General features: G+C 71.8%; 25 protein-coding genes and 1 pseudogene. 8 read left to right on the top strand and 18 right to left on the bottom strand.

What is annotated here, in order from left to right:
* Positions 1–395 precede the first annotated feature (395 nt).
* Entirely contained in the window at positions 396–1,016 is a 621-nt protein-coding gene (locus tag ACIBJG_RS25725; RefSeq protein ID WP_399310771.1) for an SCO3374 family protein, read from the top strand.
* On the opposite strand, the gene ACIBJG_RS25720 is transcribed toward ACIBJG_RS25725, so the two are convergent.
* The 10 genes from ACIBJG_RS25720 to ACIBJG_RS25675 form a co-directional block, all read right to left on the bottom strand.
* The gene (locus tag ACIBJG_RS25720) at positions 995–1,330 is read right to left on the bottom strand and encodes an Lsr2 family protein (RefSeq protein WP_359134104.1); all 336 of its coding nucleotides are present in this window, start codon (positions 1,328–1,330) and stop codon (positions 995–997) included. The two genes, ACIBJG_RS25725 and ACIBJG_RS25720, sit on opposite strands and share 22 nt — an antisense overlap.
* A gap of 145 nt (positions 1,331–1,475) precedes the next feature.
* Positions 1,476–2,033: an amino-acid N-acetyltransferase gene (locus tag ACIBJG_RS25715; RefSeq protein WP_350997980.1), complete on the bottom strand. Its 558-nt coding sequence runs from the start codon at positions 2,031–2,033 to the stop codon at positions 1,476–1,478.
* Positions 2,034–2,042: 9 nt separating this feature from the next.
* The gene (locus tag ACIBJG_RS25710; RefSeq protein ID WP_399310768.1) at positions 2,043–2,540 is read right to left on the bottom strand and encodes a BlaI/MecI/CopY family transcriptional regulator; all 498 of its coding nucleotides are present in this window, start codon (positions 2,538–2,540) and stop codon (positions 2,043–2,045) included.
* 113 nt (positions 2,541–2,653) lie between these two features.
* Positions 2,654–2,833 (bottom strand): hypothetical protein, encoded by a 180-nt coding sequence (locus ACIBJG_RS25705; protein WP_399310766.1) that lies wholly within the window; start codon positions 2,831–2,833, stop codon positions 2,654–2,656.
* Positions 2,834–2,875: 42 nt separating this feature from the next.
* The gene (locus tag ACIBJG_RS25700; protein ID WP_399310818.1) at positions 2,876–3,460 is read right to left on the bottom strand and encodes a hypothetical protein; all 585 of its coding nucleotides are present in this window, start codon (positions 3,458–3,460) and stop codon (positions 2,876–2,878) included.
* 149 nt (positions 3,461–3,609) lie between these two features.
* Complete coding sequence (locus ACIBJG_RS25695) at positions 3,610–4,407, bottom strand: type III pantothenate kinase (protein ID WP_399310764.1); 798 nt, start codon at positions 4,405–4,407, stop codon at positions 3,610–3,612.
* Positions 4,407–5,450, bottom strand: a complete 1,044-nt coding sequence (gene nadC, locus ACIBJG_RS25690) for a carboxylating nicotinate-nucleotide diphosphorylase (protein ID WP_399310762.1) — start codon at positions 5,448–5,450, stop codon at positions 4,407–4,409. The genes ACIBJG_RS25695 and nadC overlap by 1 nt, the downstream gene beginning before the upstream one ends.
* 2 nt (positions 5,451–5,452) lie before the next feature.
* Entirely contained in the window at positions 5,453–7,189 is a 1,737-nt protein-coding gene (locus ACIBJG_RS25685; protein ID WP_399310760.1) for an L-aspartate oxidase, read from the bottom strand.
* Entirely contained in the window at positions 7,186–8,202 is a 1,017-nt protein-coding gene (gene panC / locus ACIBJG_RS25680; protein WP_399310759.1) for a pantoate--beta-alanine ligase, read from the bottom strand. Before panC ends, ACIBJG_RS25685 begins: the two co-directional genes overlap by 4 nt.
* Positions 8,199–9,155, bottom strand: coding sequence for a Rossmann-like and DUF2520 domain-containing protein (locus tag ACIBJG_RS25675; RefSeq protein WP_399310758.1), 957 nt, complete (start codon positions 9,153–9,155; stop codon positions 8,199–8,201). Before ACIBJG_RS25675 ends, panC begins: the two co-directional genes overlap by 4 nt.
* A gap of 186 nt (positions 9,156–9,341) precedes the next feature.
* Here ACIBJG_RS25675 and ACIBJG_RS25670 point away from each other — a divergent pair, with 186 nt between their 5' ends.
* Positions 9,342–10,562: a threonine aldolase family protein gene (locus tag ACIBJG_RS25670; RefSeq protein WP_399310756.1), complete on the top strand. Its 1,221-nt coding sequence runs from the start codon at positions 9,342–9,344 to the stop codon at positions 10,560–10,562.
* A gap of 348 nt (positions 10,563–10,910) precedes the next feature.
* On the opposite strand, the pseudogene ACIBJG_RS25665 reads toward ACIBJG_RS25670, so the two are convergent.
* The 3 genes and pseudogenes from ACIBJG_RS25665 to ACIBJG_RS25655 form a co-directional block, all read right to left on the bottom strand.
* Positions 10,911–11,069 (bottom strand): annotated as a pseudogene (locus tag ACIBJG_RS25665) (ATP-binding protein); the annotation flags it as partial.
* Between the two features lie 63 nt (positions 11,070–11,132).
* Entirely contained in the window at positions 11,133–11,807 is a 675-nt protein-coding gene (locus tag ACIBJG_RS25660; protein ID WP_399310754.1) for a response regulator, read from the bottom strand.
* Between the two features lie 69 nt (positions 11,808–11,876).
* Positions 11,877–13,097, bottom strand: a complete 1,221-nt coding sequence (locus tag ACIBJG_RS25655; protein ID WP_399310752.1) for a sensor histidine kinase — start codon at positions 13,095–13,097, stop codon at positions 11,877–11,879.
* A gap of 96 nt (positions 13,098–13,193) precedes the next feature.
* Between ACIBJG_RS25655 and ACIBJG_RS25650 the strand changes: the two genes are divergently transcribed.
* Together ACIBJG_RS25650 and ACIBJG_RS25645 are read left to right on the top strand one after the other, a co-directional pair.
* Positions 13,194–14,186, top strand: coding sequence for an SAM-dependent methyltransferase (locus ACIBJG_RS25650; protein WP_399310750.1), 993 nt, complete (start codon positions 13,194–13,196; stop codon positions 14,184–14,186).
* 91 nt (positions 14,187–14,277) lie between these two features.
* Positions 14,278–15,420, top strand: coding sequence for an NADH-quinone oxidoreductase subunit D (locus ACIBJG_RS25645; protein WP_136326460.1), 1,143 nt, complete (start codon positions 14,278–14,280; stop codon positions 15,418–15,420).
* Positions 15,421–15,452: 32 nt separating this feature from the next.
* On the opposite strand, the gene ACIBJG_RS25640 is transcribed toward ACIBJG_RS25645, so the two are convergent.
* The 4 genes from ACIBJG_RS25640 to ACIBJG_RS25625 form a co-directional block, all read right to left on the bottom strand.
* On the bottom strand, positions 15,453–16,487 hold the full coding sequence (locus ACIBJG_RS25640) for a hypothetical protein (RefSeq protein WP_399310747.1): 1,035 nt from the start codon (positions 16,485–16,487) through the stop codon (positions 15,453–15,455).
* Between the two features lie 104 nt (positions 16,488–16,591).
* Positions 16,592–17,575: an ABC transporter substrate-binding protein gene (locus ACIBJG_RS25635; protein ID WP_399310746.1), complete on the bottom strand. Its 984-nt coding sequence runs from the start codon at positions 17,573–17,575 to the stop codon at positions 16,592–16,594.
* A 106-nt stretch (positions 17,576–17,681) separates the two neighbouring features.
* Positions 17,682–18,356 (bottom strand): ABC transporter permease, encoded by a 675-nt coding sequence (locus ACIBJG_RS25630; RefSeq protein WP_399310744.1) that lies wholly within the window; start codon positions 18,354–18,356, stop codon positions 17,682–17,684.
* Positions 18,357–18,361: 5 nt separating this feature from the next.
* Positions 18,362–19,075, bottom strand: a complete 714-nt coding sequence (locus ACIBJG_RS25625) for an ABC transporter permease (RefSeq protein WP_399310741.1) — start codon at positions 19,073–19,075, stop codon at positions 18,362–18,364.
* 129 nt (positions 19,076–19,204) lie between these two features.
* Here ACIBJG_RS25625 and ACIBJG_RS25620 point away from each other — a divergent pair, with 129 nt between their 5' ends.
* Positions 19,205–20,392, top strand: a complete 1,188-nt coding sequence (locus ACIBJG_RS25620) for a betaine/proline/choline family ABC transporter ATP-binding protein (RefSeq protein ID WP_399310740.1) — start codon at positions 19,205–19,207, stop codon at positions 20,390–20,392.
* Positions 20,393–20,506: 114 nt separating this feature from the next.
* Here ACIBJG_RS25620 and ACIBJG_RS25615 read toward each other — a convergent pair whose 3' ends face one another.
* On the bottom strand, positions 20,507–21,628 hold the full coding sequence (locus tag ACIBJG_RS25615) for an alpha/beta hydrolase (protein ID WP_399310737.1): 1,122 nt from the start codon (positions 21,626–21,628) through the stop codon (positions 20,507–20,509).
* Between the two features lie 140 nt (positions 21,629–21,768).
* On the opposite strand from ACIBJG_RS25615, the gene ACIBJG_RS25610 reads away from it, so the two are divergent.
* The 3 genes from ACIBJG_RS25610 (at position 21,769) to ACIBJG_RS25600 (ending at position 24,980) form a co-directional block, all read left to right on the top strand.
* On the top strand, positions 21,769–23,610 hold the full coding sequence (locus ACIBJG_RS25610) for a phosphatidylglycerol lysyltransferase domain-containing protein (RefSeq protein WP_399310735.1): 1,842 nt from the start codon (positions 21,769–21,771) through the stop codon (positions 23,608–23,610).
* 93 nt (positions 23,611–23,703) lie between these two features.
* On the top strand, positions 23,704–24,501 hold the full coding sequence (folP, locus tag ACIBJG_RS25605) for a dihydropteroate synthase (protein ID WP_399310816.1): 798 nt from the start codon (positions 23,704–23,706) through the stop codon (positions 24,499–24,501).
* The gene (locus tag ACIBJG_RS25600) at positions 24,498–24,980 is read left to right on the top strand and encodes a nuclear transport factor 2 family protein (protein ID WP_399310733.1); all 483 of its coding nucleotides are present in this window, start codon (positions 24,498–24,500) and stop codon (positions 24,978–24,980) included. The genes folP and ACIBJG_RS25600 overlap by 4 nt, the downstream gene beginning before the upstream one ends.
* Positions 24,981–25,120: the final 140 nt, after the last annotated feature.

The raw sequence follows: 25,120 nt of genomic DNA, 5'->3' as shown, positions 1-25,120 counted from the left end.
TCCCTGTCCTTCCGCAGCTTAGTCCCGCAAGCGGGGACCGCTCATTTCAAGTGCCGACACCCGGCCCTGCTTCCCGGGGGATCTCCTGCCCCGAACGCCGACAACTGCTCCAACCCGATGGTGCGAGACGATGTTCCCGCAGGCCAGGCAGATACCCCTATCGCCAGTACGCCGATGGCGAACGTGAGACGTCCGTGGCTTGCGTGTCGCCCCTCCCCACTAGGGATGTCTTACCCGCAATTACAGACAGTCCATGCGGCGTACGCGGGTTCCCTCCGCTACGGGCGAACATCTTCGTACTCCCGAATGCGCCCGTACGCCCCCAACCCGGACACACTATGCGTTCGATCAAGGACTCTGCGTAACCCTTGGCGCGACTCGGGAGTTCTTCCGGCATGACCCTCACCGTCCCGCCTCCCCGCACCGCGCTCCCCGCAGAGCGGGAGAGCCGCGCCGATGGCGCGTCACGCGGAACGTGTGCCCGGTGGTACGAGCAGGAGCTCGGCTGGGCGACCGCCGGCAGCGCGCCGGTGCGGCTGATGACCGGGCTGCGGTTCGACGCGCTCGTCGTCCCCGCCGCCGCCGGGCACGCGGTGCTGCGAAGGGTGGGCCCGACCGGTCCGGTGGCACTGTCGGGCCGGCGGATGAGCCTGCTGGTGGCGCCGGGGAGCGCGGACGAACTGCCCGGGCTGCTCGACTGGCTGGAGTGGGGCGGGGTCGCCCTCGCACTGACCGCTCTCGGCGTGGGCGGACGGATCACCGCACCGCCGCCGCCGGGCCGGCCGGGTACGCCGGGGGCCGCCGTGTGGCTGCGGCCCCCCTGCCCACCGCACGAGCAGGAGGGGGGACCGGTGCTCCCGGCCCTGTCCGGCTTCGGGAGCAGGGGTGGGGGTGCTCCCGATCTCATCCGGCTCGTGGACGCCGTGGCGACGGAATGCCACCGGGCCCGCCTGACGCGCGCCCGGACGGAGATGTCACCCGGAGAAACGGCTGCTCAGCCGTTGGCCTTCTCGTAAGCCTCACGGATCTCCGCGGGAACGCGGCCGCGGTCATTCACATTGTGGCCGTTCTCGCGCGCCCACTTACGGATCTCGGCGGTGTCCTTGTTGCCGCCGGGAACGGCACGGCCCTTGCCGCGACCGGACGCCGCACGGCCACCGGTGCGCCGGCCGCTCTTCGCGTACGGCTCGAGAAGGGACCGGAGCTTGTCCGCGTTGCTCGTGGTGAGGTCAATCTCGTACGTCTTGCCATCGAGAGCGAACGTCACGGTCTCGTCGGCCTCGCCACCGTCGAGGTCGTCAACAAGAAGGACCTGAACCTTCTGTGCCACCGGGATTTCCTTTCATCGAAAATGGAGTACGCGGAAAGGAAACCGCTTTTCACCGGAAAACACAAACCCCCGGGAGAGGTTCAGGAGCGCAAGAAGACGGGAAACGTGCGCGATTCGGACATAGGGATCGCTCTTCTTCCGACGGTCACAGGTGCAGAAGCATCCGGCTGTTGCCCAAGGTGTTCGGCTTCACTCGTTCGAGACCGAGGAACTCCGCGACACCCTCGTCATAGGAACGCAGTAGCTCGCTGTAGACATCTCCGTCGACCGGCGTCTCTCCGATCTCCACGAAGCCGTGCTTCGCGAAGAAGTCGACTTCGAAGGTGAGACAGAAAACCCGTCGCACACCCAGCCAGCGGGCGGTCTGCAACAACTTGTCCAGTACTTGATGTCCGACTCCGGCACCCTTGATGCTGTGATCGACCGCGAGAGTACGCACTTCGGCCAGGTCTTCCCACATCACGTGCAGAGCGCCGCAGCCGATGACCCGCGCGTCCTCGTCGCGTTCGGCGATCCAGAACTCCTGGATGTCCTCGTAAAGCGTGACCGTCGCTTTGTCGAGCAGGATGCCTTCTCGCACGTAGCCGTCGAGGAGACGACGGACCGAGGCCACATCGCTCGTCCTCGCACGGCGGACGGTGATGGCCACGTTTATAACCGACGGATCGGTCTGGAAATCTGTATGCGGAAGCTCTGAGGACATACCCCGACGCTATCGCCCGGCGTCCGGCTCCGCGTCATCGGCTGCTTCGGCGGCTTCACCGGATCCGTCCCGCGCGGCTTCACCGGCACCTTCGCCCGCGGCTTCCGGGGCAGCTTCGGCAACCGGCTGGACGGCACCCTCGGGAAGTGTGGGCAGAACGATCCGCATGGCGTCCCGGAGGGCTTCGTGCTGCTCGGCCGACATCATCCCGAAGAACGCGACCAGCGCGGCGGCGGGGTTGTCGCTCTTCGACCAGGCTTCGTTCATCAGTGCGGCCGAGTACGCGGCACGGGTGGAGACCGCCGTATATCGATATGCGCGGCCGTCCACTTCCCGGCGTACCCAGCCCTTCTGATGGAGATTGTCCATAACCGTCATGACGGTCGTGTAGGCGATGGACCGCTCCTGCTGAAGGTCTTCAAGGACTTCCCGTACGGTTACCGGTCGGTTCCATTGCCAGACCCGCGTCATCACGGCGTCTTCCAGCTCTCCCAATTGGCGGGGCACAGCGACACCATAGTGCTAAATGTCTGGAATGACCGGTTATTTACGCGACAAAAGGGCGCACGGCTCTCGGGAGCCGTACGCCCTTCGTACGTGTGGTGCGCGGGAGCGGGAGGTCAGACCCCGTCGGTGCGCGGCGTCCGCGGGGCCGCTTCCGCGCGGCTGATCGCGGCATCCACGGCCGCGTCCTCCTTGGCCTTGTTCGGCCCGCCCTGGCTCTTGACGATCGTCACGACCAGGCCGATGAAGAAGGCGGCCATCACCACGGGGGGCACAAGCGCGGATACGTAGTCCATGCCGTCCAGAGTAGCGAGCCGGTCCGTGCCCGGTGAAAGGACCTACCCCGCGGCGCGTTGCTGCGGTGGCGGGACCGGGCGGCGGCGCGGCGGGAAGACCTCGGAGGGCTTCGGCGCCGGGCGTTCGGACGGCGGGGCCGGGCGGGCCGGGGCCGCCGGGGCCGCCGGGGCCTTCGGCTTCTCGGGCTCCGCGGCACGGCCACCGGGCAGCGCGAGCAGCCGGCTGCGCGGCGCGGGTGCCGTCGCGGACACCGCGCGTCCGGCGAGGCGGGCCCGCACCGAACGCTCGGCGAGCACCTGACAGCGCTCCAGGAGCGCCGCGGCGACCGGTCCGCCGCGAAGGGCGCGCAGGGCGGCGAGATCCTCGGGGCGGGGGTCGTACCCGGCGGCCAGGGCGTCCTGGAGGCGCTCCAGATATCCGCTGAGGGAGCCGGGGAGGGCGTTGCGGTAGCGGACGAGGTCGGCGAGGAGGAAGGCGCGCAGCCGTCCGGCCTCACCGACCGCCTCGTCGACGGCGCCCGCTAGCCGCAGGCAGTCCTGGACGTCCTCGTCGGGCAGGGGCGCGGGGTGGAGGGCGATGGCGAGGGCACGGCGGAGCACTCGCAGCTCGTCCGCGCTGAACGCCATACCGCCGCGTGATCCGTAGGGCGTGGGCATAGCGCGACAATACGTGCTAAATGGACAAAATCCGTTTAACTGGCCGTCGGCGGCGCGGCGGCTCCGGGGAGGCGCCGCGCGGCCGAACCGCCGGTCAGGGGCGCATCACGCCGGGCCCTCTAAAGACGCGACACGTTGCGCTCGTACACCAGGCGCAGTCCGATGAGCGTGAGCCAGGGCTCGTGCTCGTCGATGACGGAGGACTCGCCCAACACCATCGGAGCAAGGCCGCCCGTCGCGATGACCGTGACGTCGTCGGGGTCGGCGGCCAGCTCCTTCTTCATGCGTCCGACGACACCGTCGACCTGGCCGGCGAACCCGTAGATGATGCCCGCCTGCATGGCCTCGACGGTGTTCTTCCCGATCACGCTGCGCGGCCGGGCCAGCTCGATCTTGCGCAGCTGGGCACCCTTGACTCCGAGCGCCTCGACCGAGATCTCGATACCGGGCGAGATGACGCCGCCGGTGTACTCGCCCCGGGCGGAGACCGCGTCGAAGGTGGTGGCCGTGCCGAAGTCGACGACGATCGCCGGACCGCCGTACAGGTCGACGGCGGCGACCGCGTTGATGATGCGGTCCGCGCCGACCTCCTTCGGGTTGTCCATCAGGATCGGCACCCCGGTCTTGATGCCCGGCTCGACGAGGACGGCGGGGACGTCGCCGTAGTAGCGGCGGGTCACCTCGCGCAGCTCGTGCAGCACGGCCGGGACGGTGGAGCAGATCGCGATGCCCTCGATGCCGTCGCCCAGCTCCATGCCCAGCAGCGGGTGCATGCCCATCAGGCCCTGGAGCAGCACCGCGAGCTCGTCCGCGGTGCGGCGGGCATCGGTGGAGATGCGCCAGTGCTCGACGATCTCCTCCCCGTCGAACAGTCCGAGGACCGTGTGGGTGTTGCCGACGTCGATGGTGAGCAGCATCAGGCGCCGGCCCCGTCGGTGTCGCGGAAGTCCAGGCCGATGTCGAGGATCGGCGAGGAGTGGGTCAGCGCGCCGACGGCCAGGTAGTCCACACCGGCGTCCGCGTAGGCGCGGGCGGAGTCGAGGGACAGCCGGCCCGAGGACTCCAGGACCGCGCGGCCGCCGACGAGCTCGACGGCCTCGGCCGTCTGCGACGGGGTGAAGTTGTCCAGCAGGATCAGGTCGGCGCCGGCGTCCAGGACCTCGGTGACCTGCTGCATCGTGTCGACCTCGACCTCGATCGCGAGGTCCGGGAACTCGTCCCTGACCCGCTTGAACGCCTCGGCGACCCCGCCCGCCGCGATCACGTGGTTGTCCTTGACCAGTGCGGCGTCGGACAGCGACATGCGGTGGTTGACGCCGCCGCCGCAGCGCACCGCGTACTTCTCCAGGGCCCGCAGGCCCGGAGTCGTCTTGCGGGTGTCACGGACCTTGGCCTTCGTGCCCTCCAGCACGTCGGCCCAGGCGCGGGTGGCGGTGGCGATACCGGAGAGCCGGCAGAGCAGGTTGAGCGCGCTGCGCTCGCCGGTCAGCAGGTCGCGGGTGCGGGTGGTGACGGTCAGCAGCTTCTGTCCGGCGACGACGCGGTCGCCGTCCTCGACGTGCCGCTCGACCTCGAACTCGTCCGTACTGACGATGGAGAGCACGGCCTCGGCAACCCGCAGACCGGCCACGACGCCGGCCTCACGGGCGGTGAAGTCGCCGGTGGTCACCGCGTCCTCGGAGACGGTGGCGACGGTGGTGACGTCCACCCCGCCGTCGAGGTCCTCCTCGATGGCGACGTGCGCGACGTCCTCGACGGTGACGGGGTCCAGGCCCGCGTCGGCGAGGAGCTGGGCGAGCGCGGGGTCCAGGCCGCACTCCAGGGCGTCCAGGTCGTAGCCGTCCTCCCCGCCGCAGCCGCAACCGTCACCGCAGCCGCCCGCGGCGGGTGCGGGCGCGCCGATCTGGATCAGCGGTACGTCCACGGGTGTGGGGCGCGGATTCTCTTCGGGCGTGCTCACGGTTACGGCTCCTCGGGAGTGGGGTGGGTGGTGCCTGTTGCTGCGCAGTCTGCTGCCCCGGACGGTTGTACGGGCCCGAACGCCTCGGTATCCGTCCGACGGAGGACGAGCTGCCGGTCGGGGGTGAGGTGGACGACGAGGTGGTGGCGCCAGTTCTCGTCGTCGCGCTCGGGCCGGTCCTCGCGCCAGTGGCAGCCGCGGGTCTCCTCGCGCTGCCGGGCGGCGGCGACCAGGACCCGGGAGACCAGGAGCAGGTTGGTGACCTCCCAGGCCTCGACCCCGGGCACCGCGTCCTTCGGCTCGGCGGCCCCGGCCTTCAGGAACGCGCTGCGGTGCAGGTCCTCCAGCTCCTCGGCGGCCCTGGCGAGGCTGTCGGCGGAACGCACGACGCCGGCGCCGCGGGTCATGATGCGCTGGATCGTGCTCCGGGCCTCGGGAGGCAGCAGCGGGGAGGGCGCGGGGTGGCCGGCGACGGTGGCGGCGGCGGACCGGGGCCGGTCGGCGACGATGTCGGCCGCGATGCGCTCGGCGAAGACGAGGCCTTCCAGGAGCGAGTTGGACGCCAGCCGGTTCGCGCCGTGCACCCCGGTGCAGGCGACCTCGCCGCAGGCGTAGAGACCGGGCACGGTCGTACGTCCCCGCAGGTCGGTGCGGACGCCGCCGGAGGCGTGGTGCGCGGCCGGGGCGATCGGGATCGGCTCGGTGACCGGATCGATGCCATGGGTCCGGCAGGCCGCCAGGATGGTGGGGAAGTGCTGCTCCCACATCTCGGCGCCGAAGTGGCGGGCGTCGAGGTACATGTGCTCGGTGCCGTGCAGCTGCATCTGGCGGGTGATGGCCTTGGCGACGATGTCGCGCGGGGCGAGCTCGGCCAGCTCGTGCTGCCCGAGCATGAAGCGAGTGCCGTGTGCGTCGACGAGATGGGCGCCCTCACCCCGTACCGCTTCCGAGACGAGCGGCTGCTGGCCCTCGGCACCGGCGCCGAGGAAGAGGACCGTGGGGTGGAACTGGACGAATTCGAGGTCCGAGACCTCCGCGCCCGCCCGCAGCGCGAGTGCCACGCCGTCGCCGGTGGCGACCGGCGGGTTGGTGGTGGCGGAGAAGACCTGGCCCATGCCGCCGGTGGCGAGGATGACCGCGGGGGCGTTGACCGCGCCGACCCCGTCGTGCTGGCCCTCGCCCATGACGTGCAGGGTGACGCCCGCGGTACGGCCTTCGGCGTCGGTGAGCAGGTCGAGCACGAGGGCGTTCTCGACGGTGTGCAGGGCGGCTTCGCGGACCGCTTCGACCAGGGCGCGGGAGATCTCCGCGCCCGTCGCGTCGCCGCCCGCGTGGGCGATGCGGCGGCGGTGGTGGCCGCCCTCGCGGCCCAGCGCGATGGTGCCGTCGTCCGCGGTGTCGAACTGGGCGCCCGTACCGATCAGCCGGCGTACGGCGTCGGGGCCCTCGGTGACGAGGGTGCGGACCGCCGCCTCGTCGCACAGGCCGGCGCCAGCGACGAGGGTGTCGTCCAGGTGCTGTTCCGGGGTGTCGCCCTCTCCCAGGGCGGCGGCGACGCCGCCCTGGGCCCAGCGGGTGGAGCCGTCGTCGAGGCGGGCCTTGGTGACGACGACGGTGGCGAGGCCCGCGGCGGCGCAGCGCAGCGCGGTGGTGAGCCCGGCCACGCCGGAGCCGACGACCACGACATCGGCGTCGATGGACCAGCCGGGGGCGGGGGCGGTCAGCCGTATTCCGGTCACGCGATGGCTCCGAAGGTCAGCGGGATGTTGTCGATGAGGCGGGTGGTGCCCACGCGGGCGGCGATGGCGAGGATCGCGTCGCCCGCGGTGCGGTCGTCGGGGATCTCGGTGAAGTCCGCCGGGTCCACGAGCGCCACGTAGTCGAGGGCGAGCGGGGGCTGCTCGGCCGCCGCGTCGTCCAGGACCGCGCGGGCCGCCGCGCGGACGGCCGCGGGGCCGCCGTCCGGCCGGGCCCGGGCGACCGCCTGGGCGTCGGCCGCCAGCCTGGCCTCGCCGAGCCGGGTGAGTCCGGCGGCCCGGTCCTCGGTCGCGCCCGTCGTCTGCGCGCGGGCGTGCAGCGCCTGCTGGGCGGCGAGCCGGTCACGGGCGGCGAACAGGGCCCGGGACAGGGCGAGCGCGGTGTGGCGCTCGTACGCGTCGAGGAAGCGGTTGCGGCTGGAGAGCGCCAGTCCGTCGGCCTCCCGGGCCGTCTCCACGCCCACGATCTCCACCGGGAAGTTCAGATCGCGCACCATGCGCCGGATCAGCGCCAGCTGCTGGGCGTCCTTCTGTCCGAAGAACGCGACATCGGGGCGGGTGAGGTGGAGCAGCTTGGCGACGACGGTGAGCATGCCGTCGAAGTGCCCGGGGCGCGAGGCGCCTTCCAGGCGCTCGCCCATCGGGCCCGCGGAGATCCGGACCTGGGGTTCGCCGCCGGGGTAGACCTCGTCGACGGACGGAGCGAAGACCACATCGGCGCCGGCCGCGCCGGCCACCGCGAGATCGGCGTCCAGGGTGCGCGGGTAGCGGTCGAGATCGGCGCTCTCGCCGAACTGGAGCGGGTTGACGAAGACGGTGACGACGACCTGGCCGGCCGCTCCCACAACCGCACGTGCGGTTTGGATCAGGGAGGCGTGGCCCTCGTGCAGGGCGCCCATCGTCATGACGACGGCGCGCTCGGCCCGGTCGCCCTCGGGGGCGTACCCCGCCAGTTCGGCGGCGGTACGGAGCAGAGTGGCGGCGGATGCGGTCATCGGGACTCCTCCGGTCCGGCACCGGCGCTGCCGGGGGCGCCCGAGCCGTCGGCCAGGACGTCGAGCAGGTCCTCGGCGAGCTCCGGCTTGAGCATGCCGTGGGCGAGGGCGCGGTCGGCGGTGGCGCGGGCCATCGCGACGTAACCGGCCACCGTCTGCGGGGCGTGGGTGCGCAGCTCACCGATGTGCGCGGCGACCGTGCCCGCGTCGCCGCGGGCGACCGGGCCGGTCAGGGCGGCGTCACCGGAGCGCAGGGCGTTGTCCAGGGCGGCGCCGAGCAGCGGGCCGAGCATCCGGTCGGGGGCGGCGACCCCCGCGGTGCGCAGCAGTTCCATCGACTGGGCGACCAGGGTGACCAGGTGATTCGCGCCGAGGGCGAGAGCCGCGTGGTAGAGCGGGCGGGACTCCTCGGCGATCCACTCGGGTTCGCCGCCCATCTCGATGACCAGCGCCTCGGCGGCGAGCCGCAGCTGCTCGGGGGCGGTGACCCCGAAGGAGCAGCCGGCCAGGCGCTGGACGTCCACGGAGGTGCCGGTGAACGTCATCGCGGGGTGCAGGGCCAGCGGCAGGGCGCCGGCCCGCAGCGCGGGATCCAGCACCCTCGTCCCGTACCGCCCCGAGGTGTGGACGATCAGCTGGCCGGGGCGGACCGCCCCGGTCTCGGCGAGGCCCTCGACGAGACCCGGCAGGGCGTCGTCGGGCACCGTCAGCAGGACCAGCTCCGCGCGCGCGAGGACCTCGGCGGGCGGGACCAGCGGGATGTCGGGAAGCAGGGTGGCGGCTCGGCGCACCGAGGCGTCGGAGACGCCCGACACGGCGACCGGGCGGTGCCCGGCGAGTGCCAGGGACGCGGCGAGGGCGGGGCCGACGCGGCCCGCGCCGACGACGCCGACGGTGAGCCGGGCGGGGCGGTCCCTCGCGTCGAGGGGCTCCTTGGGGGCTGTTGCGTTCACGCGGCAGTGGCCTTCCGTTCCAGTCCGCGGGGGGTACCGGACGATTTCTCTGCATGCTACGCCAGCGCCTCGCCCGCACCCCGGACTGTCCACAGGCTGTGGATACTCCCGGCCGCGGCAGCACCGGCGGACCGGGGGCGTCCATATCCTGTGGGCAGGGGCTGTGTTCTGCGTGATGATCGTCCCATGGCAGACACACACGAGCAGGTGCACGACGAGGCGCCGGACGTACCGGAGACCTCTCCCGCATACGGGGACGAGGAGGCCGATCCGCAGCGGCTGCGCCGCATATCCGCGTGGCGGCAGGCCGAGCGGATCCTGTCCTGGGTCCCGATGGACCGCTCGCTCGGCGAGCAGCTGGCCTCGCTGGCCGCCGACGCGGGCACGGTCACCGATCTCGGCCGGCAGGCGGACATCTACGGTGACGGCGTCGTCGCCGAGCTGGAGCAGCGGATCGCCGGGGCGCTCGGTATGGAGGCCGCCGCGTTCTTCCCGACCGGGACAATGGCACAGCAGGTCGCGCTGCGGTGCTGGGCGGGGCGCACCGGCAACTCCACGGTGGCGCTGCACCCCCTCGCCCACCCGGAACTGCACGAGGGCGGAGCGCTGGGGACGGTGAGCGGGCTGCGTACCGTCCACCCGACGTCCGAGCCGCGGCTGCCCACCGCGGACGAGATCCGCGACTTCGCGGAGCCCTTCGGCACCCTGATGCTGGAGCTGCCGCTGCGCGACGCCGGCTTCGTCCTGCCCACGTGGGAGGAGCTGGAGGCGGTGGTCGCGGCGGCCCGGGAACGCGATGCGGTCGTCCACTTCGACGGGGCACGGCTGTGGGAGTGCACGTCTCGCTTCGGGCGCGAACTGCCGGAGATCGCGGCGCTCGCCGACAGCGTGTACGTGTCGTTCTACAAGACCCTCGGCGGACTCTCCGGGGCCGCGCTCGCCGGTTCCGCCTCGCTGGTCGAGGAGGCCCGCACCTGGCGCCACCGGTACGGCGGCCAGGTCTTCCAGCAGTTCCCCGCGGCGCTCTCCGCCCTGATCGGCCTGGACCGGCAGCTGCCGAAGCTGCCGTCGTACGTGGCGCAGGCGAAGGTGGTCGCCGCGGCGCTGGCCGAGGCGTTCGCGGAGGCCGGTGCCGGGTGGTACCGGGTGCATCCGCAGCCGCCGCACACGCACCAGTTCCAGGTGTGGCTCCCCTACCCGCCGGACGTCCTGTCGGAGGCGGCGGTGCGGCAGGCGGAGGAGACGGGCGTGGCGCTCTTCCGCAGGTGGTACCCGGCACCGCCCGCCGGTCCGCCCGGGGTCTCCTTCACCGAGGTCACCGTGACGGAGGCGGGGCTGAAGTGGACGGCGGCGGACGTCCGCGCGGCGGCGGCGGCGTTCCTGGAGCGGGTGGCCCGGCAGCAGTGAGGCGCGCCCGGCGGGCCGCCGATCGACGCCGGCCGTCGATCGGGGGCCCAGACCGTCCCGCTCACCCCGCACCATGGGCGAACGCGCCGACTCGAACGGCATCACTGCCCCGAGGTCTCCCGCCATCTCGCGGTGCTCAAGAAGGCGGGCCTGGTCACGACCCGGCGCCGCGGCCGGTACGTGCTGCACCAGCTGGACCCGACCGCGGTGGCGCGGCTCGGCAGCGTCACGACCCGGCGCCGCGGCCGGTACGTGCTGCACCAGCTGGACCCGACCGCGGTGGCGCGGCTCGGCAGCGACTTCCCTGGAGGGGATCCCGCGCTGAGCCCGGGCGGTGCGGCGGGTGGTTCAGTCGAGCCGGATGTGCCGGATGCCCGTCCACGTCCGCCGCACCCGGTGCCGCAGCGCGCTGTCCGTGTCCGGCAGCAGGGTGAGGCCCGCCGACGCGGCGATCCGGTCGGCGACCTGAGGAACCGTCAGCCGGTCGGTACGGATGTGCTCGGCGAACGAGAGACCCCAAGTCTTGCCGCCCCCGAAGGGGCCGTTGACCCACACCAGGTCGGCCACCGCTCAGCCCGCCCCGCCGCCGGCGCGCACCTGCCCGGTCTCGTACGCGAGGACGACGACCTGCACGCGGTCGCGCAGGCCCAGCTTGGTCAGGATCCGGCCGACATGCGTCTTCACGGTCGCCTCGGAGAGCACCAGCCGCCCCGCGATCTCACCGTTCGACAGGCCCTGCGCGACCAGGAGCATCACTTCGCGCTCGCGTTCGGTGAGCTTGGCGACGTCCTTGTGCTGCGGCTCGGCCGTGCCGCTGGGCAGCATCGACGAGAAGCGGTCGAGCAGCCGTCGGGTGGTGGACGGGGCGACGACGGCGTCGCCGCTGTGCACGGAACGGATCGCGGCGAGCAGTTCGCCCGGCGGCACATCCTTGAGCATGAAGCCGCTGGCCCCCGCCTTCAGCCCCGAGAAGGCGTACTCGTCGAGGTCGAACGTCGTCAGGATGAGCACCTTGGGCGCATCCGGCTGCGCGCAGATGCGGCGGGTGGCCTCGACTCCGTCCAGCCGGGGCATGCGCACGTCCATCAGCACCACGTCGACGGCGGTGGAGCGGAGTACCTCGATCGCCTCCGCGCCGTCGCCCGCCTCGGCGACGACCTCCATGTCCGGCTGCGCGGCGAGCACCATCCGGAAGCCGGTGCGCAGCAGCGCCTGGTCGTCGACGAGCATCACGCGGATCGCCATGGGGTCCCTGTCTCCTGTTCGTCCTGCGGTCGGTTTCGGCGTACGGAGGCCCGGGGCCTTCCGTACGGATCAGCCTTGGTTCGCGGGCTTGAGCGGCAGCAGCGCGCTGATCCGGAATCCGCCGCCGGGACGCGGTCCGGCGTCCAGCGTGCCGCCGACCATGCCGACCCGTTCGCGCATACCGATCATGCCGTGGCCCGCGCCGTCGGCGCCGCCGTCCTCGTACAGCTCGTGCGCCGCGCCCCGGCCGTCGTCCTCCACCAGCAGGCCGAGCCCGTCGTCGAAGTAGACCAGCCGCACGCTGGCCCCGGCGTTCGGACCGCCATGCTTGCGCGTGTTGGTCAGGGCCTCCTGCACGATGCGGTACGCCGTCAGCTCCACGCCGCTGGGCAGCGGGCGCGGGGTGCCCTCGATCTTGAAGTCGACGGCCAGACCGGCCGCCCTCACATGCTCGATCAGGTCCTCGATCTGGTCGACGTCGGGCTGCGGTACGTACTCCCCGGTCTCCGGCGTATCGCCGGTGCGCAGCACGCCGAGCAGCCGGCGCATCTCCGCGAGCGCCTGCCTGCCCGTACCGGAGATGGTCTCCAGCGCCTGCCGGGCCTGGTCGGGGGCCGCGTCCATCACGTAGGCGGCGCCGTCCGCCTGCACCACCATCACGGAGACGTTGTGCGCGACGACGTCGTGGAGCTCGCGGGCGATCCGGGCCCGCTCGGCCGCCACCGCGACCTTCGACTGCGCCTCGCGCTCCCGCTCCAGCCGGGCGGCGCGCTCCTCCAGCTGGTCGAAGTAGGCCCGCCGGGTCCGCATCGAGTCGCCGAGCACCCAGGCCAGCACGAACGGCACCGTCATGACGACGACGACGAACCCCGCCTCCGCCCAGCCGCGCGGTGCTCCCTCCTGCTCCGGCCAGCGGAGCTGGGAGAGACCCGCCGCGCACAGACTGCAGACCAGGGCGAGCCGGGAGGCCCAGCGTTCGCCGACGGTGGCCACGGTGAAAGTGATCACCAGCATGGCGAAGTTCGCGACGGTCGGCCTGACCCCGAACGCCAGCTGCGCCACACCCATCGCGATGGCGAGCAGCAGCATCTTCTCGGGCGCGCGGCGGCGCAGCGCGACGACGACGCAGAGGCCGACGACGATCGGCGCTATGGCGATGCGCTCCCCGCGGCCGCCGTCCCCGATATCGCCGACCACGATCGTCATGCCGGAGATCCCGAGGAGGAAGACGGCCCAGAAGCTGTCGACGCCCGTCGGGTGTCTGCGGATGAAGTCGTAGAGGCGCTGCACGTAACCCAGCGTAAAGAAAGCCAATGGGTGCGTGGGTCAGCCGAAGGGCCGATCCAGGTCCGGAGACCGTACTCCCCAAGGTGGAGACTTGGGAACGTGACGGATGAGTGGCGTGGGTGGCAGGAGGCGGCCGAGACCGCTTTGTACGGAGACGGGGGGTTCTACCGGAGCCCCGAAGGGCCTGCGGGGCATTTCCGTACCTCCGTGCACGCCTCCCCCCTGTTCGCCGCGGCCGTGGCCCGGCTGCTGGTCAGGACGGCCGCGGAAGTGGGGGCGTCGTGCGTGGACCTGGTGGATCTGGGGGCGGGGCGCGGAGAGCTGTCGGCCGGAGTGCTCGCCGCACTGCCGGCCGAAGGGGGCGACGGCCTCACGGTACGGGCGTACGCCGTGGAGCTCGCCGCCCGTCCGCCCGGCCTGGACCCGCAGATCCAGTGGTGCGCGAAGCCGCCGCAGGGGGCGCGCGGGCTGCTGTTCGCCAACGAGTGGCTTGACAACGTGCCGGTGCCGGTCGCCGAGACGGATCCGGACGGCGTCGATCGGTACGTCCTGGTGCGGGCTGCGGACGGCGCCGAGCGGCTGGGCGAACCGGTGAGCGGGGCGGACGCGCGCTGGCTGGACCGCTGGTGGCCCTCGGCGGGACCGGGCAGCAGGGCCGAGATCGGCCGCCCGCGCGACGAGGCGTGGGCGGGGGCGGTGGCCACGCTGTCCGCCGGGCTCGCGGTGGCGGTGGACTACTGCCACCTACGCAAGGAGCGGCCGCCGTTCGGCACGCTGACCGGCTTCCGGGCGGGGCGGGAGGTGCGGCCGGTGCCGGACGGCAGTTGCGACCTCACCTCGCACGTGGCGCTGGACGCGTGCGCGGTGGCGGGTGGCCGGGACGCGGAGATCCGCACCCAGCGCGAGGCGCTGCGGGAGCTGGGCGTCACCGGTGAACGCCCGCCGCTGTCCCTGGCATCGGGCGACCCGGCCGGATACGTGCGCGCCCTGGCGTCGGCGGGCCAGGCCGCGGAGCTGACGGCCCGGGGCGGCCTGGGCGACTTCGGCTGGCTGATGCAACGTGTCCCGGGCCCGGTCGTCCCCGGCGACTGAGGCGCCCGGGGCATATCCAGCCTCGCCGGCGTTTGGGGCGCGGGTCCGGGGCGGAGCCCCGGGAAGCCGGGCCGCAGGCAATACTGTCGGCATGACGGAGACGACAGTCGGCATCGGCGGCGCGGCGGAGAGCACCGACATGGTGCTCAACATCGGCCCCCAGCACCCCTCCACCCACGGCGTGCTCCGTCTGCGCATCGTCCTGGACGGCGAACGCATCCAGCACGCCGAGCCGGTCATCGGCTATATGCACCGCGGCGCGGAGAAGCTCTTCGAGGCCCGCGACTACCGGCAGATCGTGATGCTCGCCAACCGCCACGACTGGCTGTCGGCGTTCTCCAACGAACTGGGCGTCGTGATGGCCGTCGAGCGGATGCTCGGCATGGAGGTGCCGGAGCGCGCGGTCTGGACCCGCACTCTGCTCGCCGAGCTGAACCGGGTCCTCAACCACCTGATGTTCCTCGGCTCGTACCCGCTGGAACTCGGCGGGATCACCCCGGTGTTCTACGCGTTCCGGGAGCGCGAGGAGCTCCAGGCCGTGATGGAGGAGGTCTCCGGCGGCCGGATGCACTACATGTTCAACCGGGTCGGCGGCCTCAAGGAGGACCTCCCGGCGGGCTGGCTCGGCCGTGCCCGGGACGCCGTCGCCTCGGTCCGCTCCCGGATGGACGTCTACGACAAGCTGGTGCTGGGCAACGAGATCTTCCGGGGCCGTACCCGCGGGGTGGGCGTGCTGTCGGCCGAGGCCGTGCACGCGTACGGGGTGTCCGGGCCGATCGCCCGCGCCTCGGGCGTCGACTTCGACCTGCGGCGCGACGAGCCGTATCTCGCGTACGGGGAACTCCAGGACACCCTGAAGGTCGTCACCCGTACCGAGGGCGACTGCCTGGCCCGGTTCGAGTGCCTGCTGGACCAGACGCACAACGCGCTGGACCTGGCGGACGCCTGTCTGGACCGGATGGCCGACTTGGCGCCCGGTCCGATCAACCAGCGCCTGCCCAAGGTCCTGAAGGCCCCCGAGGGCCACACCTACGCCTGGACGGAGAACCCGCTCGGCGTCAACGGCTACTACCTGGTGTCCAAGGGCGAGAAGACCCCGTACCGGCTGAAGCTCCGCTCCGCCTCGTTCAACAACATCCAGGCGCTCACCGAACTGCTGCCCGGCACGCTCGTCGCCGACATGGTGGCGATTCTCGGCTCGCTGTTCTTCGTCGTCGGCGACATCGACAAGTAACCCACGACCGGCTGCGGCCCGTTCTGCCCGTTCTACGAGATCGCGCTGCGCAGCTCCGCCACGTCCAGCTGCTCGGTCTCGTCGTGCGCGGTCAGGTCGATGACCTTGCCGACGGCCCGGTTCTCGGCCGTGCCCGTGCGGTGCGCGGCCAATGCCTCCTCGCCCACCACGTCGGCGAGGTCCTCGTTCTGCACGGCCTCGATCGCGGCGTGCGCCTTCTGCGTACCGAAGAAGTCGAAGCTGCCCTGCGGCACCAGATGGCGGCGGGCCGCCGCGTACGGGACGACCGCGCTGGCGGCCGGCACCGGGCGCGCGGCGGGCAGGGCCTGGGAAGGCCTGGTCGCGGGCAGGACCGCCTGCGGGCGGCGGTGCTGCTCGGTGGTCTGCTGCCCGGGTGACGCCGGCGAGCCCGCAGCCGCCGCGTGCCTGCCCTGCGGCTCGTCCGTCTCCCGGGCCCGCTCCGCGAGATCGCGCTTCCTGGCCTGCTCGGCGGTACGCCGCGCCTCCTGGAGCGCCCCGTTGCGCGAGAGGTCGTCGAGGGCCTGGGCAGCCCGCAGATACGCGGCCGGGGTGGGGGTGCTGCGCGCGGCGGGCAGTTCGCGGGGCGGCGCGGCCGCCTCCAGTGCGAGCTGGCGACGGCTCTCCAGCACACTGGCGCGCTCGGTCTCGGCGTTGGCGTACCGCCGCAGCAGCGCGGCGTGCTCGCCCCGCAGCCCGGCGAGCTCCACGCGCTTGCGGCGCAGCTTCGTCTCCAGGCGGGCGCGCAGCTCGCGCGACTCCTCCAGATCGGCTTCCAGTTCCGCCACGCGCTCTTCGGCGCGCCATTCGTCACTGGCGCGGGCGCGCGTCAGCTCCGCGACACGACGGCCGGCCTCCCGGTCCCAGCTGCGCATCAGATACGCGCCGGTGACGGCGGCGGCCGCAGCGGCGGCGACCAGTCCGCGCAGGACCAGCGGCTCGGCGAGCAGCCAGGCTCCCGCGGCACAGAGGACCGCGGCTCCGGCGACGACCGAAGGCGGAAGAATTCTGTGCAGAGGTGGCGAATGGCGATGGCGTCCACGTGACATGGCCTGAAATTTACCGTGCGTACGGTCCGCTTGGGGGGCCGCCCGGCAATCTGTTCCCCGGCAGTTACCTGACGGCCCCTGAACCACCCATTCCGGCCCTCGCGCTACTTCTTGATCAGACCTTTCGTCTCCAGGTATTCCTTGGCCACATCGGCGGGCTTGGCGCGCTCCGCGTCGACCTTGCGGTTCAGCTCGGCCAGGTCCTGTGTGGTGAGTGCGGCGGTGAGCTTGCCGAGGGCGTCGGCGACGTCCTGGGCGCCGGCGTCCTCGGCATTGAGGACGGGCAGCACGTTGTCCGCGTTCTGGAGCTTCTTGTCGTCGTCCAGGAAGATCAGGCCGAAGCTGTCGAGCACCGCGTCCGTCGTGGTGGTGAGGACCAGTTGGTCCTTGCCGTCCTTGACCGCCTGCTTGGACTGCGGGGTGCCGACTCCCTTGGGGTCGATGCCGGTGACATCGATGCCGTACGTCTTCTTCAGCCCGGGTGCGCAGAAGGGCCGCACCTCGCACTCGTCACCCGCCGCGATCTTCACCTTGATCTTGGAGGCGCCGAGATCCGAAAGGGTCTTGAGCTTGTTCTTGTCGGCGAATTCCTTGGTGACCGCGAAGGCGTTCTGGTCGACGGCCTGACCGGCCGGCAGCACCTTCAGCCCGCGCGGAGTGGCGAGCTTCTCCAGGGCTGCGACCGTGGCCGCGGTGTCGCCCGAGGCGACCGGCTTCGACCCGGCCGCCTTCGCCCCGTTCACCTTGGCGTTGAGGAATTCCGCGATCGTCGCCGCGTATTCCGGTACGACGTCGATCTCGCCCTTCTCCAGCGACGGTTCGTAGAGTTCGCGGTTCTTCACCGTGGTGATCGACGTGCTGTATCCGGCGTCGGACAGGACTCCGGCGTAGAGCTCCGCGAGCACCTTGGACTCGGTGAAGGCGGCCGCTCCCACGACCAGCGAGCCCTTCTTCCCGGAGCCCTTGTCCGCGGACGCGGCGGACCCGTCCTTGTCCTTCTCCAGGCTGTCGCCACCGCAGGCGGCGAGCGAGCCCGCGAGCGCGACGATGCCGATGACCGCGCCGGCGGTGCGCGAGATCCTGCTCATGTTGTTCTCCGTCCACGGCAACGAGGCCATAGGTGACTAGCGTTATCGGTTGGGTGGGCCGAAACGGTGGGATGGGCCGTATCGGTTGGGTGGGACGGCCGGGCGCTCATGCCGTCCGGCGGCGGCGCAGCGGGGACAGCAGCCGGTCGATGCCGACCAGGACCGTCTCCACCAGCAGCGCGAGTACGGCGACCAGCAGGGCGCCCGCGACCACCTGCGGGGTGTTGTACGTGTTGAAGCCGGCGGTGATGATCCGGCCGAGGCCGCCCTGGCCGACCATCGCGGCGATGGTCGCCGTGGCCACGACCTGTACCGAGGCCGAACGCAGCCCGGTCATGATCATGGGGTAGGCCAGCGGGAGTTCGACTCGGAGGAAGAGCTGGCCGCCCGACATCCCCATCCCCCGCGCGGCCTCCGCGACGGAGCGGTCCACCTCCGTCATCCCGACGTAGGCGTTGGTCAGCAACGGCGGCACGGCGAACAGCACCAGGGCGATGATCGTCGGTATGTATCCCGCGTTGCGCAGGGGCGAGACCATGAAGAGGGCCAGCACCGCGAAGACCGGGATCGCCCGCCCCACGTTGGAGATGTTGACGGCCAGCGCACCCCCCTTCCCGATGTGGCCCAGGTACAGGGCGATGGGCAGCGCGATGGCGCAGGACAGGGCGAGCGCCACCCCGCTGACGTACAGATGCTCGCCGAGCCGGTGGGCCACCCCGCTCTCCCCCGACCAGTTGGCGCCGGTGGTGAGCCAGGTCCAGGCCTCGCCGAGAACTCCCACGGTTTTCAGACCGCCTTCGCAGGGCCGGCCGCGCCCACGGCGTCGCGGCCGGCCGGTATTCGGGTCCAGGGGGTCAGCAGTCGCTGCACACCGAGCAGCAGCAGGTCCGCGACCACGGCGAGCAGCACGCAGAGCACCGAGGCGGCCAGCACCTGGGCCTTGAAGAAGCTCGGCAGGGCGTCCTCGATGAGATTGCCCAGGCCGCCGCGGCCGACGATCGACCCGACCGTGGTCAGCGCGATCGTGGACACCGTGGCGATTCGTATCCCGGCCATCAGCGCGGGCATCGCGAGAGGCAGCTCGACCTCCCACAGCAGCCGCACCGGCCCGTACCCCATCCCGCGGGCGGCCTCCTTCGCCTCCTGCGGAACCGCCTCCAGACCGGCCAGGATGTTCCGTACGAGAATGGTCAGCGAATACAGCACGAGCCCGGTGACGACGAGCGCCGCGGAGAGTCCGAACAGCGGCAGCAGGAGCGAGAACATCGCGAGCGACGGCACCGTGTAGAGCACCGTCGTCAGCCCGAGAACCGGCCCGGCGAAGCGCCGGCCGCGACGGGCGAGCAGCGCCAGCGGAAAGGCCACGGCCACCCCGATCGCCACCGAGACCGCGGTGATCCAGATGTGCTGGACCGTCGCATCGGTCAACTCCTGGCTGCGGGAACGGAGATACTCCCCGCAGATCCAGTCGTTCGTCACCAGGCAGTTCTGCGCGGCCATCCGTCCCCCACCTCCCGATCGCCTCTCGTACTGATGTCCGGCGAGCCTATCCTCGACCACTGACAATCGCCGAGGCCGTTGTATTCCAGCAACACGTCCTTCACAGAACACGCGCCACAATGGGGAACCATGATCCGTTTCGAGCACGTCACCAAGCGGTATGCGGACGGCACCACCGCCGTCGACGACCTTTCCTTCGAGGTCGCCGAAGGTGAACTCGTCACGCTCGTCGGACCTTCGGGCTGCGGCAAGACGACCACCATGAAGATGGTGAACCGGCTGATCGAACCGACCGAGGGCCGGATATTCCTCGACGGGGACGACATATCCGCCATCGACCCCGTCCAACTGCGCCGCCGCATCGGCTATGTGATCCAGCAGGTCGGTCTGTTTCCGCACCGGACGGTGCTGGAGAACACCGCGACCGTCCCCCATCTCCTCGGCTGGAAACGCGGAAAGGGCCGCGCCCGCGCCGCGGAACTCCTCGACCTGGTCGGACTCGACCCTTCCGTTTATGGCGACCGCTATCCGGAACAGTTGTCCGGTGGCCAGCGCCAACGCGTGGGCGTGGCACGGGCATTGGCCGCCGACCCTCCCGTGCTGCTGATGGACGAGCCTTTCGGCGCGGTCGACCCGGTGGTCAGGGAGCGGCTGCAGAACGAATTCCTGCGGCTCCAGGCCCAGGTCCGCAAAACCGTGCTGTTCGTGACGCACGACATCGAGGAGGCCGTCCGGCTCGGCGACCGTATCGCCGTCTACGGCCAGGGCTCGATCGAGCAGTTCGACTCACCGGCCACCGTGCTCGGCGCCCCCGCCACCGGCTACGTCGGCGACTTCGTCGGCGCCGACCGCGGACTCAAGCGGCTCTCGGTCACCCCCGTCGAGGAGAGCGACCTCGACCGGCCGCCCGTCGTCCATCTCGACGACCCCCTGGCCACGGCGACCGAGCGGCTGCGCGCGGACGGGGCACGGTGGGCCGTGGTGCTGGACGGCGACGGCCGGCTGCACGGCTGGATCCCGGCCGGTGACGCGCTCACCGGCGCCAAGGGAACGGTCCGCGAGCACGCCCGCCGTATGGAGGCCTGGCTGCCCGTCGGCGCACCGCTCAAGCAGGCGTTCTCCACCATGCTCCAGCACGACGCCGGCTGGATCGCGGTCATCGACGAGGCGGGCGAGGGCCGGTTCCTGGGCGTGCTCACCCCGGCCCGCCTCCACGAGGCGCTGCGGCGTTCGATCAGCGCCGACGACCGGGCCGTACCGCGCGCCGAGGTGGCCGTCGAGAGCGTGGCGGGCGTCACGAAGACCACGGGCGGTTGAACCGGCCGGGGGCGCCGGCCGGTTCTCGCCGCGCGGCGGCCGGGGCACCGGTCAATTCTCTGCGCGGCGGCCGGGGCACCGGTCAGTTCTCGCCGCGCGGCGGCCGGGCGCCGGTCAGTTCTCGCTGAGCCGGCTGCTCATCCAGTCCAGGGCCGCGGGGATCTCCCGGCGCCAGGTGTTGAAGTTGTGCCCTCCGCTGTCGAGCACGATCGACGAGACCTGCGCGGGACGCTTCACCTTGGCCAGGAACTTGCGGGTGTCGGCGTAGTTCGACTCGCCCCGGCGGGACGTCGTCACCAGGAAGGACGAGTCGGGCTGCGGCCCGTGGTCCAGGGACCACAGCAGGTCCGCACGCTCGCGCGCCCGCTGGTCACCGTGGAAGAGGTCCCCGGTCGTCGGGTCCTCGGCCGCCTTGTAGTACGCGGAGAGCCCCACGCTCGCCGTGAAGCGTGCCGGATGGTGCAGGCCGATCTTCAGGGCGCAGTAGCCGCCGGTCGAGTTGCCGATGATGCCCCAGTTGCGGGCATGCCGGCCCACCCGGTAGGCGGCCGAGATCGCCGGCGGCAGGTCGTCCGCGAAGAACGTCTCGGTCTTCGGGCCGTCCTTTATGTCCACGCACTCGGTGTCCCGCGGCGGCGCCAGGGTCGGCCGCAGCATCACCAGGATCATCGGCTGGGAGCGACCCGCCCTGACCCGTTCGCGCGATGTGCGGGGGTAGGCGAGCCCCTTGATGAGGTTCTCCGAGGTGCCCGGGTAACCGGTGAGCACCACGGCCGCGGGGAACTTCCGCCGGGCATACGCCGCCTGGAAGTACTCCGGCGGCAGGTACACGTACGCCGAGGTCTCGATCCCCGAGCTCCGCCCGGCGATCACGACCTTGTCGATCCGGCCGGCCGAGGTGGGCCGTGAGCCGCCCGGCACGTCCGGCCGCTGCGTCCCCACCCGGACGATGTTCTTCTCCGCCAGGGTCCCCTGGGCGTGGTCGGTCACCACGCCCAGTTCCTGCTTCTGACCGAACAGGTCGGCCCAGGATCCGTAGAACAGGAACGAGTTGTTGGCCATCAGGCCGACGGAGACGAAGACCGCCACCTGGGTCGCCAGCAGCAGGCCCACCCTGCCGAACACCGCCGAGACGCTGCGCCGGGCAAGCCTCGGCCAGAACCAGATCGTGACGGCGAACAGCACGGCGGCCAGCGCGATCGCCAGAATCAGCACTGCGTTGCCGGTAAGGCCCATGGCGGTAGAACTTTCTTGTCAGGAAATTTCCGGGTCATGGGTGAACCCATGGCCCGGAAGCCTCGTCCTAGAGGTCGCACATCGTCCGCAGCGCTCCGGCCGACGGACTCCAAGAATCTCTCGCGGAACCACGGGAAGCGATGTCTGTCACGCTAGATGGGGATAAATCGGGATCGGTTCCGAACGGTGTACGCAAGTTCGTACACGGACCGCGGCCCGAGACCGTACCGGCACTCGTCGGAACCGCCTGCGCCGCCGTCGGCCTGATCGACGTCGCCGCGGGTGTCTTCCCGCGCTTCCGGCACAGCCGGATGCACACCTTCGCCGAGGTGCTCCCCGGAGCCCTCGGCCCCTTCGCCGCCGCGCTCTCGCTGAGCGCCGGCGTCCTGCTGCTGCTCCTGGCCCACGGCCTGAAGCGGCACAAGCGACGGGCCTGGCGGGCCGCCGTCGTCCTGCTCCCGGCCGGTGCCGTGGCCCAGTTCGTCTACCGGCACTCGGTCCTGGGCACCGTCGTCTCGCTGGTGCTGTGCTACCTGCTGGTGCGCCACCGGAGTGAATTCGCCGCGCTCCCCGACCCACGCAGCCGTTGGAGGGCCCTGGCCAACTTCGTCCTGCTCGGCGCGGGTTCGCTCGGCCTCGGTCTGGTCATCACCAGCGTCCACCCGGGCCGCCTGGTCGGTGACCCCAGCATCGCCGACCGGCTCCAGCACGTGCTCTACGGCCTGTTCGGCTTCGAGGGCCCCGTCGAGTACGCCGGCGACACCTCCTGGACCGTGGGCTACTCACTGGGCGCGCTCGGCCTGCTGACCGCGGTCACCACCATCTATCTCGCGTTCCGGCCCGAGCATCCGGCCGCCCGTCTCACCGAGGACGACGAGACCCGGCTGCGCGCCCTGCTGGAGCGGCACGGCCGCCGCGACTCGCTCGGCCACTTCGCGCTCCGCCGCGACAAGGCCGTGGTCTTCTCGCCCAGCGGCAAGGCCGCCGTCTGCTACCGCGTGGTGTCCGGGGTGATGCTGGCCAGCGGCGACCCGATCGGCGACGTGGAGGCCTGGCCCGGCGCCATCGAACGCTTCATGGACGAGGCCAGGGCCCACTCCTGGACCCCCGCCGTGATGGGCTGCAGCGAGACCGGCGGCGAGGTCTGGACCCGCGAGACCGGGCTCGACGCCCTGGAGCTCGGCGACGAGGCGGTGGTGGACGTCGCGGATTTCTCGCTCGCCGGACGCGCGATGCGCAACGTGCGCCAGATGGTGAAACGCATTGAGCGCGGCGGGTACGTGACACGGGTCCGGCGCGTCGCGGACATCGGCGAGGCCGAACTGGTCCGCATCCGGCGGGCCGCCGCCGACTGGCGCGGCACGGACACCGAGCGCGGCTTCTCGATGGCGCTCGGCCGGATCGGTGACGCCGCTGACCGGGACTGCTTCGTCGCCACCGCCCACAAGGCCGACGAGCAGGACGCCGACTCCCCGTACGGCGATCTGAAGGCGGTGCTCCACTTCGTCCCGTGGGGCACCGACGGAATGTCCCTGGACCTGATGCGCCGCGACCGCGCCGCCGACCCGGGGATGAACGAGCTGCTGATCGTCGCCTCCCTGCAGGCCGCGCCCCGGCTCGGCATCACGCGCGTCTCGCTGAACTTCGCGATGTTCCGCTCCGCCCTGGCCCGCGGCGAGAAGCTGGGGGCCGGGCCGGTGCTGCGGGTCTGGCGCGGGCTGCTGGTCTTCCTGTCGCGCTGGTTCCAGATCGAGTCCCTGTACAAGTTCAACGCCAAGTTCCGGCCCCGCTGGGAGCCCCGGTTCGTGGTCTACCGCACCGCCCGCGACCTGCCCCGGATCTCGCTGGCCGCCATGCAGGCCGAGGGCTTCGTGAACTTCGCGCTCCCCCGTCCCCTGGCCCGCCGGCTGCCCGCGGGCGGCCGGCGCCCCTGCACGCATGTGCGGCCCGCTGCCGGGGAGCACCACGTCCACCCGGCGTGACCGGCTCGCATACGGGCCTACGCTGGTCGTATGAGTACGTTGCATGGACGAGGCACGGTCCAGGGCCTGCCGGAGTGGGACCGCTGCGCGGTCATGGGTGTCGTCAACGTGACCCCCGACTCCTTCTCCGACGGGGGCCGCTGGTTCGACACCACGGCGGCCGTCAAGCACGGCCTCGACCTGGTCGGCGAGGGCGCCGACCTGGTCGACGTCGGCGGTGAGTCGACCCGTCCCGGCGCCAGCCGGGTGGACGAGTCCGAAGAGCTGCGGCGGGTGGTCCCGGTGGTCCGCGGCCTGGCCTCGGAAGGGGTCACGGTCTCCGTGGACACCATGCGGGCCCGGGTCGCCGAGCAGGCCGTCGCCGCCGGAGCGGTCCTGGTCAACGACGTGAGCGGCGGACTCGCCGACCCGGACATGGTCCCGGTCGTCGCCGCCGCCGCCGTGCCGTTCGTCGTCATGCACTGGCGCGGCTTCAGCGAGTCCATGAACAGCAGGGCGGTGTACGCGGACGTCGTCGCCGAGGTCGTCGGGGAACTGCGGATCCGGATGGACGCCGTCACCGCCGGGGGCGTCGCCCCCGAACGGATCGTGATCGACCCCGGCCTCGGCTTCGCGAAGGACGCCGCGCACGACCTGTCGCTCATCGCCCGCCTGGACGCGCTCCACGGCCTCGGCCGCCCGCTGCTGGTCGCCGCCTCCCGCAAGCGGTTCCTCGGGCACGTACTGGCCGGTGAGGGCGGAGCCCCGCCGCCCGCCCGCGAGCGCGACGCGGCCACCGCCGCGGTCTCCGCGCTCTCCGCCCGGGCCGGTGCCTGGGCCGTCCGGGTCCACGAGGTCCGGGCCACCGCCGACGCCGTCCGGGTCGCCCGCGCGGTCGAGGGAGCCGCGTGAACGAGCCGCAGGACGAGCAGCCCTCCGCCGCCGACGACATCGAGGCGGTCGAGCGGGCCAACACCGCCTTCTACGAGGCCATGGAGCGCGGCGACCTGGACGAGCTGACCGGGCTCTGGCTGCCCGGCGAGGACCTCACCGTCTCCTGTGTCCACCCCGGCTGGCCGGTGCTCACCGGACGCGGCGAGGTGCTGCGCAGTTACGCCCTGATCATGGCGAACACCGAGTACATCCAGTTCTTCCTGACCGACGTCGGGGTCTCCATGACGGGCGACACCGCCCTGGTGACCTGCACCGAGAACATCCTCAGCGGCGGGCCCGCCGAGGAGGGCAGCTCGCTCGGGCCCCTCGTCGGCCAACTGGTCGTCGCGACCAACGTGTTCCGCCGCACTCCGGACGGCTGGAAGCTCTGGTCCCACCACGGCTCGCCCGTACTGGCCGAAACCGGCGAGGAAGAGGACGAGGACTCCCCCTCCTGAGCGGGTACATGACCGGCAGAGGCGCAAAAGGTGGCTCGGCGGGATTGGACCCTGGCACATCGGGGTATCAGCGGCTACCAGCCCCGTGCCGTCGTGTCCATAGCCCCCGCGGGGGAGGGCTGTCGGCGCTCGCGGGTAGA

Source organism: Streptomyces sp. NPDC050422, assembly GCF_044458665.1.
In the GTDB taxonomy this organism is placed as follows: Bacteria; Actinomycetota; Actinomycetes; order Streptomycetales; family Streptomycetaceae; genus Streptomyces.
This window is presented reverse-complemented; position numbering and strand designations above follow the sequence as displayed.

Excerpts from the sequence above, each read along its gene's own strand:
- ACIBJG_RS25725 (WP_399310771.1), top strand. The coding sequence starts at position 396 with ATGACCCTCACCGTCCCGCCTCCCCGCACCGCGCTCCCCGCAGAGCGG.
- ACIBJG_RS25715 (WP_350997980.1), bottom strand. The coding sequence starts at position 2,033 with ATGTCCTCAGAGCTTCCGCATACAGATTTCCAGACCGATCCGTCGGTT.
- ACIBJG_RS25705 (WP_399310766.1), bottom strand. The coding sequence starts at position 2,833 with ATGGACTACGTATCCGCGCTTGTGCCCCCCGTGGTGATGGCCGCCTTC.
- ACIBJG_RS25700 (WP_399310818.1), bottom strand. The coding sequence starts at position 3,460 with ATGGCGTTCAGCGCGGACGAGCTGCGAGTGCTCCGCCGTGCCCTCGCC.
- ACIBJG_RS25695 (WP_399310764.1), bottom strand. The coding sequence starts at position 4,407 with ATGCTGCTCACCATCGACGTCGGCAACACCCACACGGTCCTCGGACTG.
- panC (WP_399310759.1), bottom strand. The coding sequence starts at position 8,202 with ATGACCGCATCCGCCGCCACTCTGCTCCGTACCGCCGCCGAACTGGCG.
- ACIBJG_RS25670 (WP_399310756.1), top strand. The coding sequence starts at position 9,342 with ATGGCAGACACACACGAGCAGGTGCACGACGAGGCGCCGGACGTACCG.
- ACIBJG_RS25660 (WP_399310754.1), bottom strand. The coding sequence starts at position 11,807 with ATGGCGATCCGCGTGATGCTCGTCGACGACCAGGCGCTGCTGCGCACC.
- ACIBJG_RS25645 (WP_136326460.1), top strand. The coding sequence starts at position 14,278 with ATGACGGAGACGACAGTCGGCATCGGCGGCGCGGCGGAGAGCACCGAC.
- ACIBJG_RS25640 (WP_399310747.1), bottom strand. The coding sequence starts at position 16,487 with ATGTCACGTGGACGCCATCGCCATTCGCCACCTCTGCACAGAATTCTT.
- ACIBJG_RS25635 (WP_399310746.1), bottom strand. The coding sequence starts at position 17,575 with ATGAGCAGGATCTCGCGCACCGCCGGCGCGGTCATCGGCATCGTCGCG.
- ACIBJG_RS25625 (WP_399310741.1), bottom strand. The coding sequence starts at position 19,075 with ATGGCCGCGCAGAACTGCCTGGTGACGAACGACTGGATCTGCGGGGAG.
- ACIBJG_RS25620 (WP_399310740.1), top strand. The coding sequence starts at position 19,205 with ATGATCCGTTTCGAGCACGTCACCAAGCGGTATGCGGACGGCACCACC.
- ACIBJG_RS25615 (WP_399310737.1), bottom strand. The coding sequence starts at position 21,628 with ATGGGCCTTACCGGCAACGCAGTGCTGATTCTGGCGATCGCGCTGGCC.
- ACIBJG_RS25610 (WP_399310735.1), top strand. The coding sequence starts at position 21,769 with ATGTCTGTCACGCTAGATGGGGATAAATCGGGATCGGTTCCGAACGGT.
- folP (WP_399310816.1), top strand. The coding sequence starts at position 23,704 with ATGGGTGTCGTCAACGTGACCCCCGACTCCTTCTCCGACGGGGGCCGC.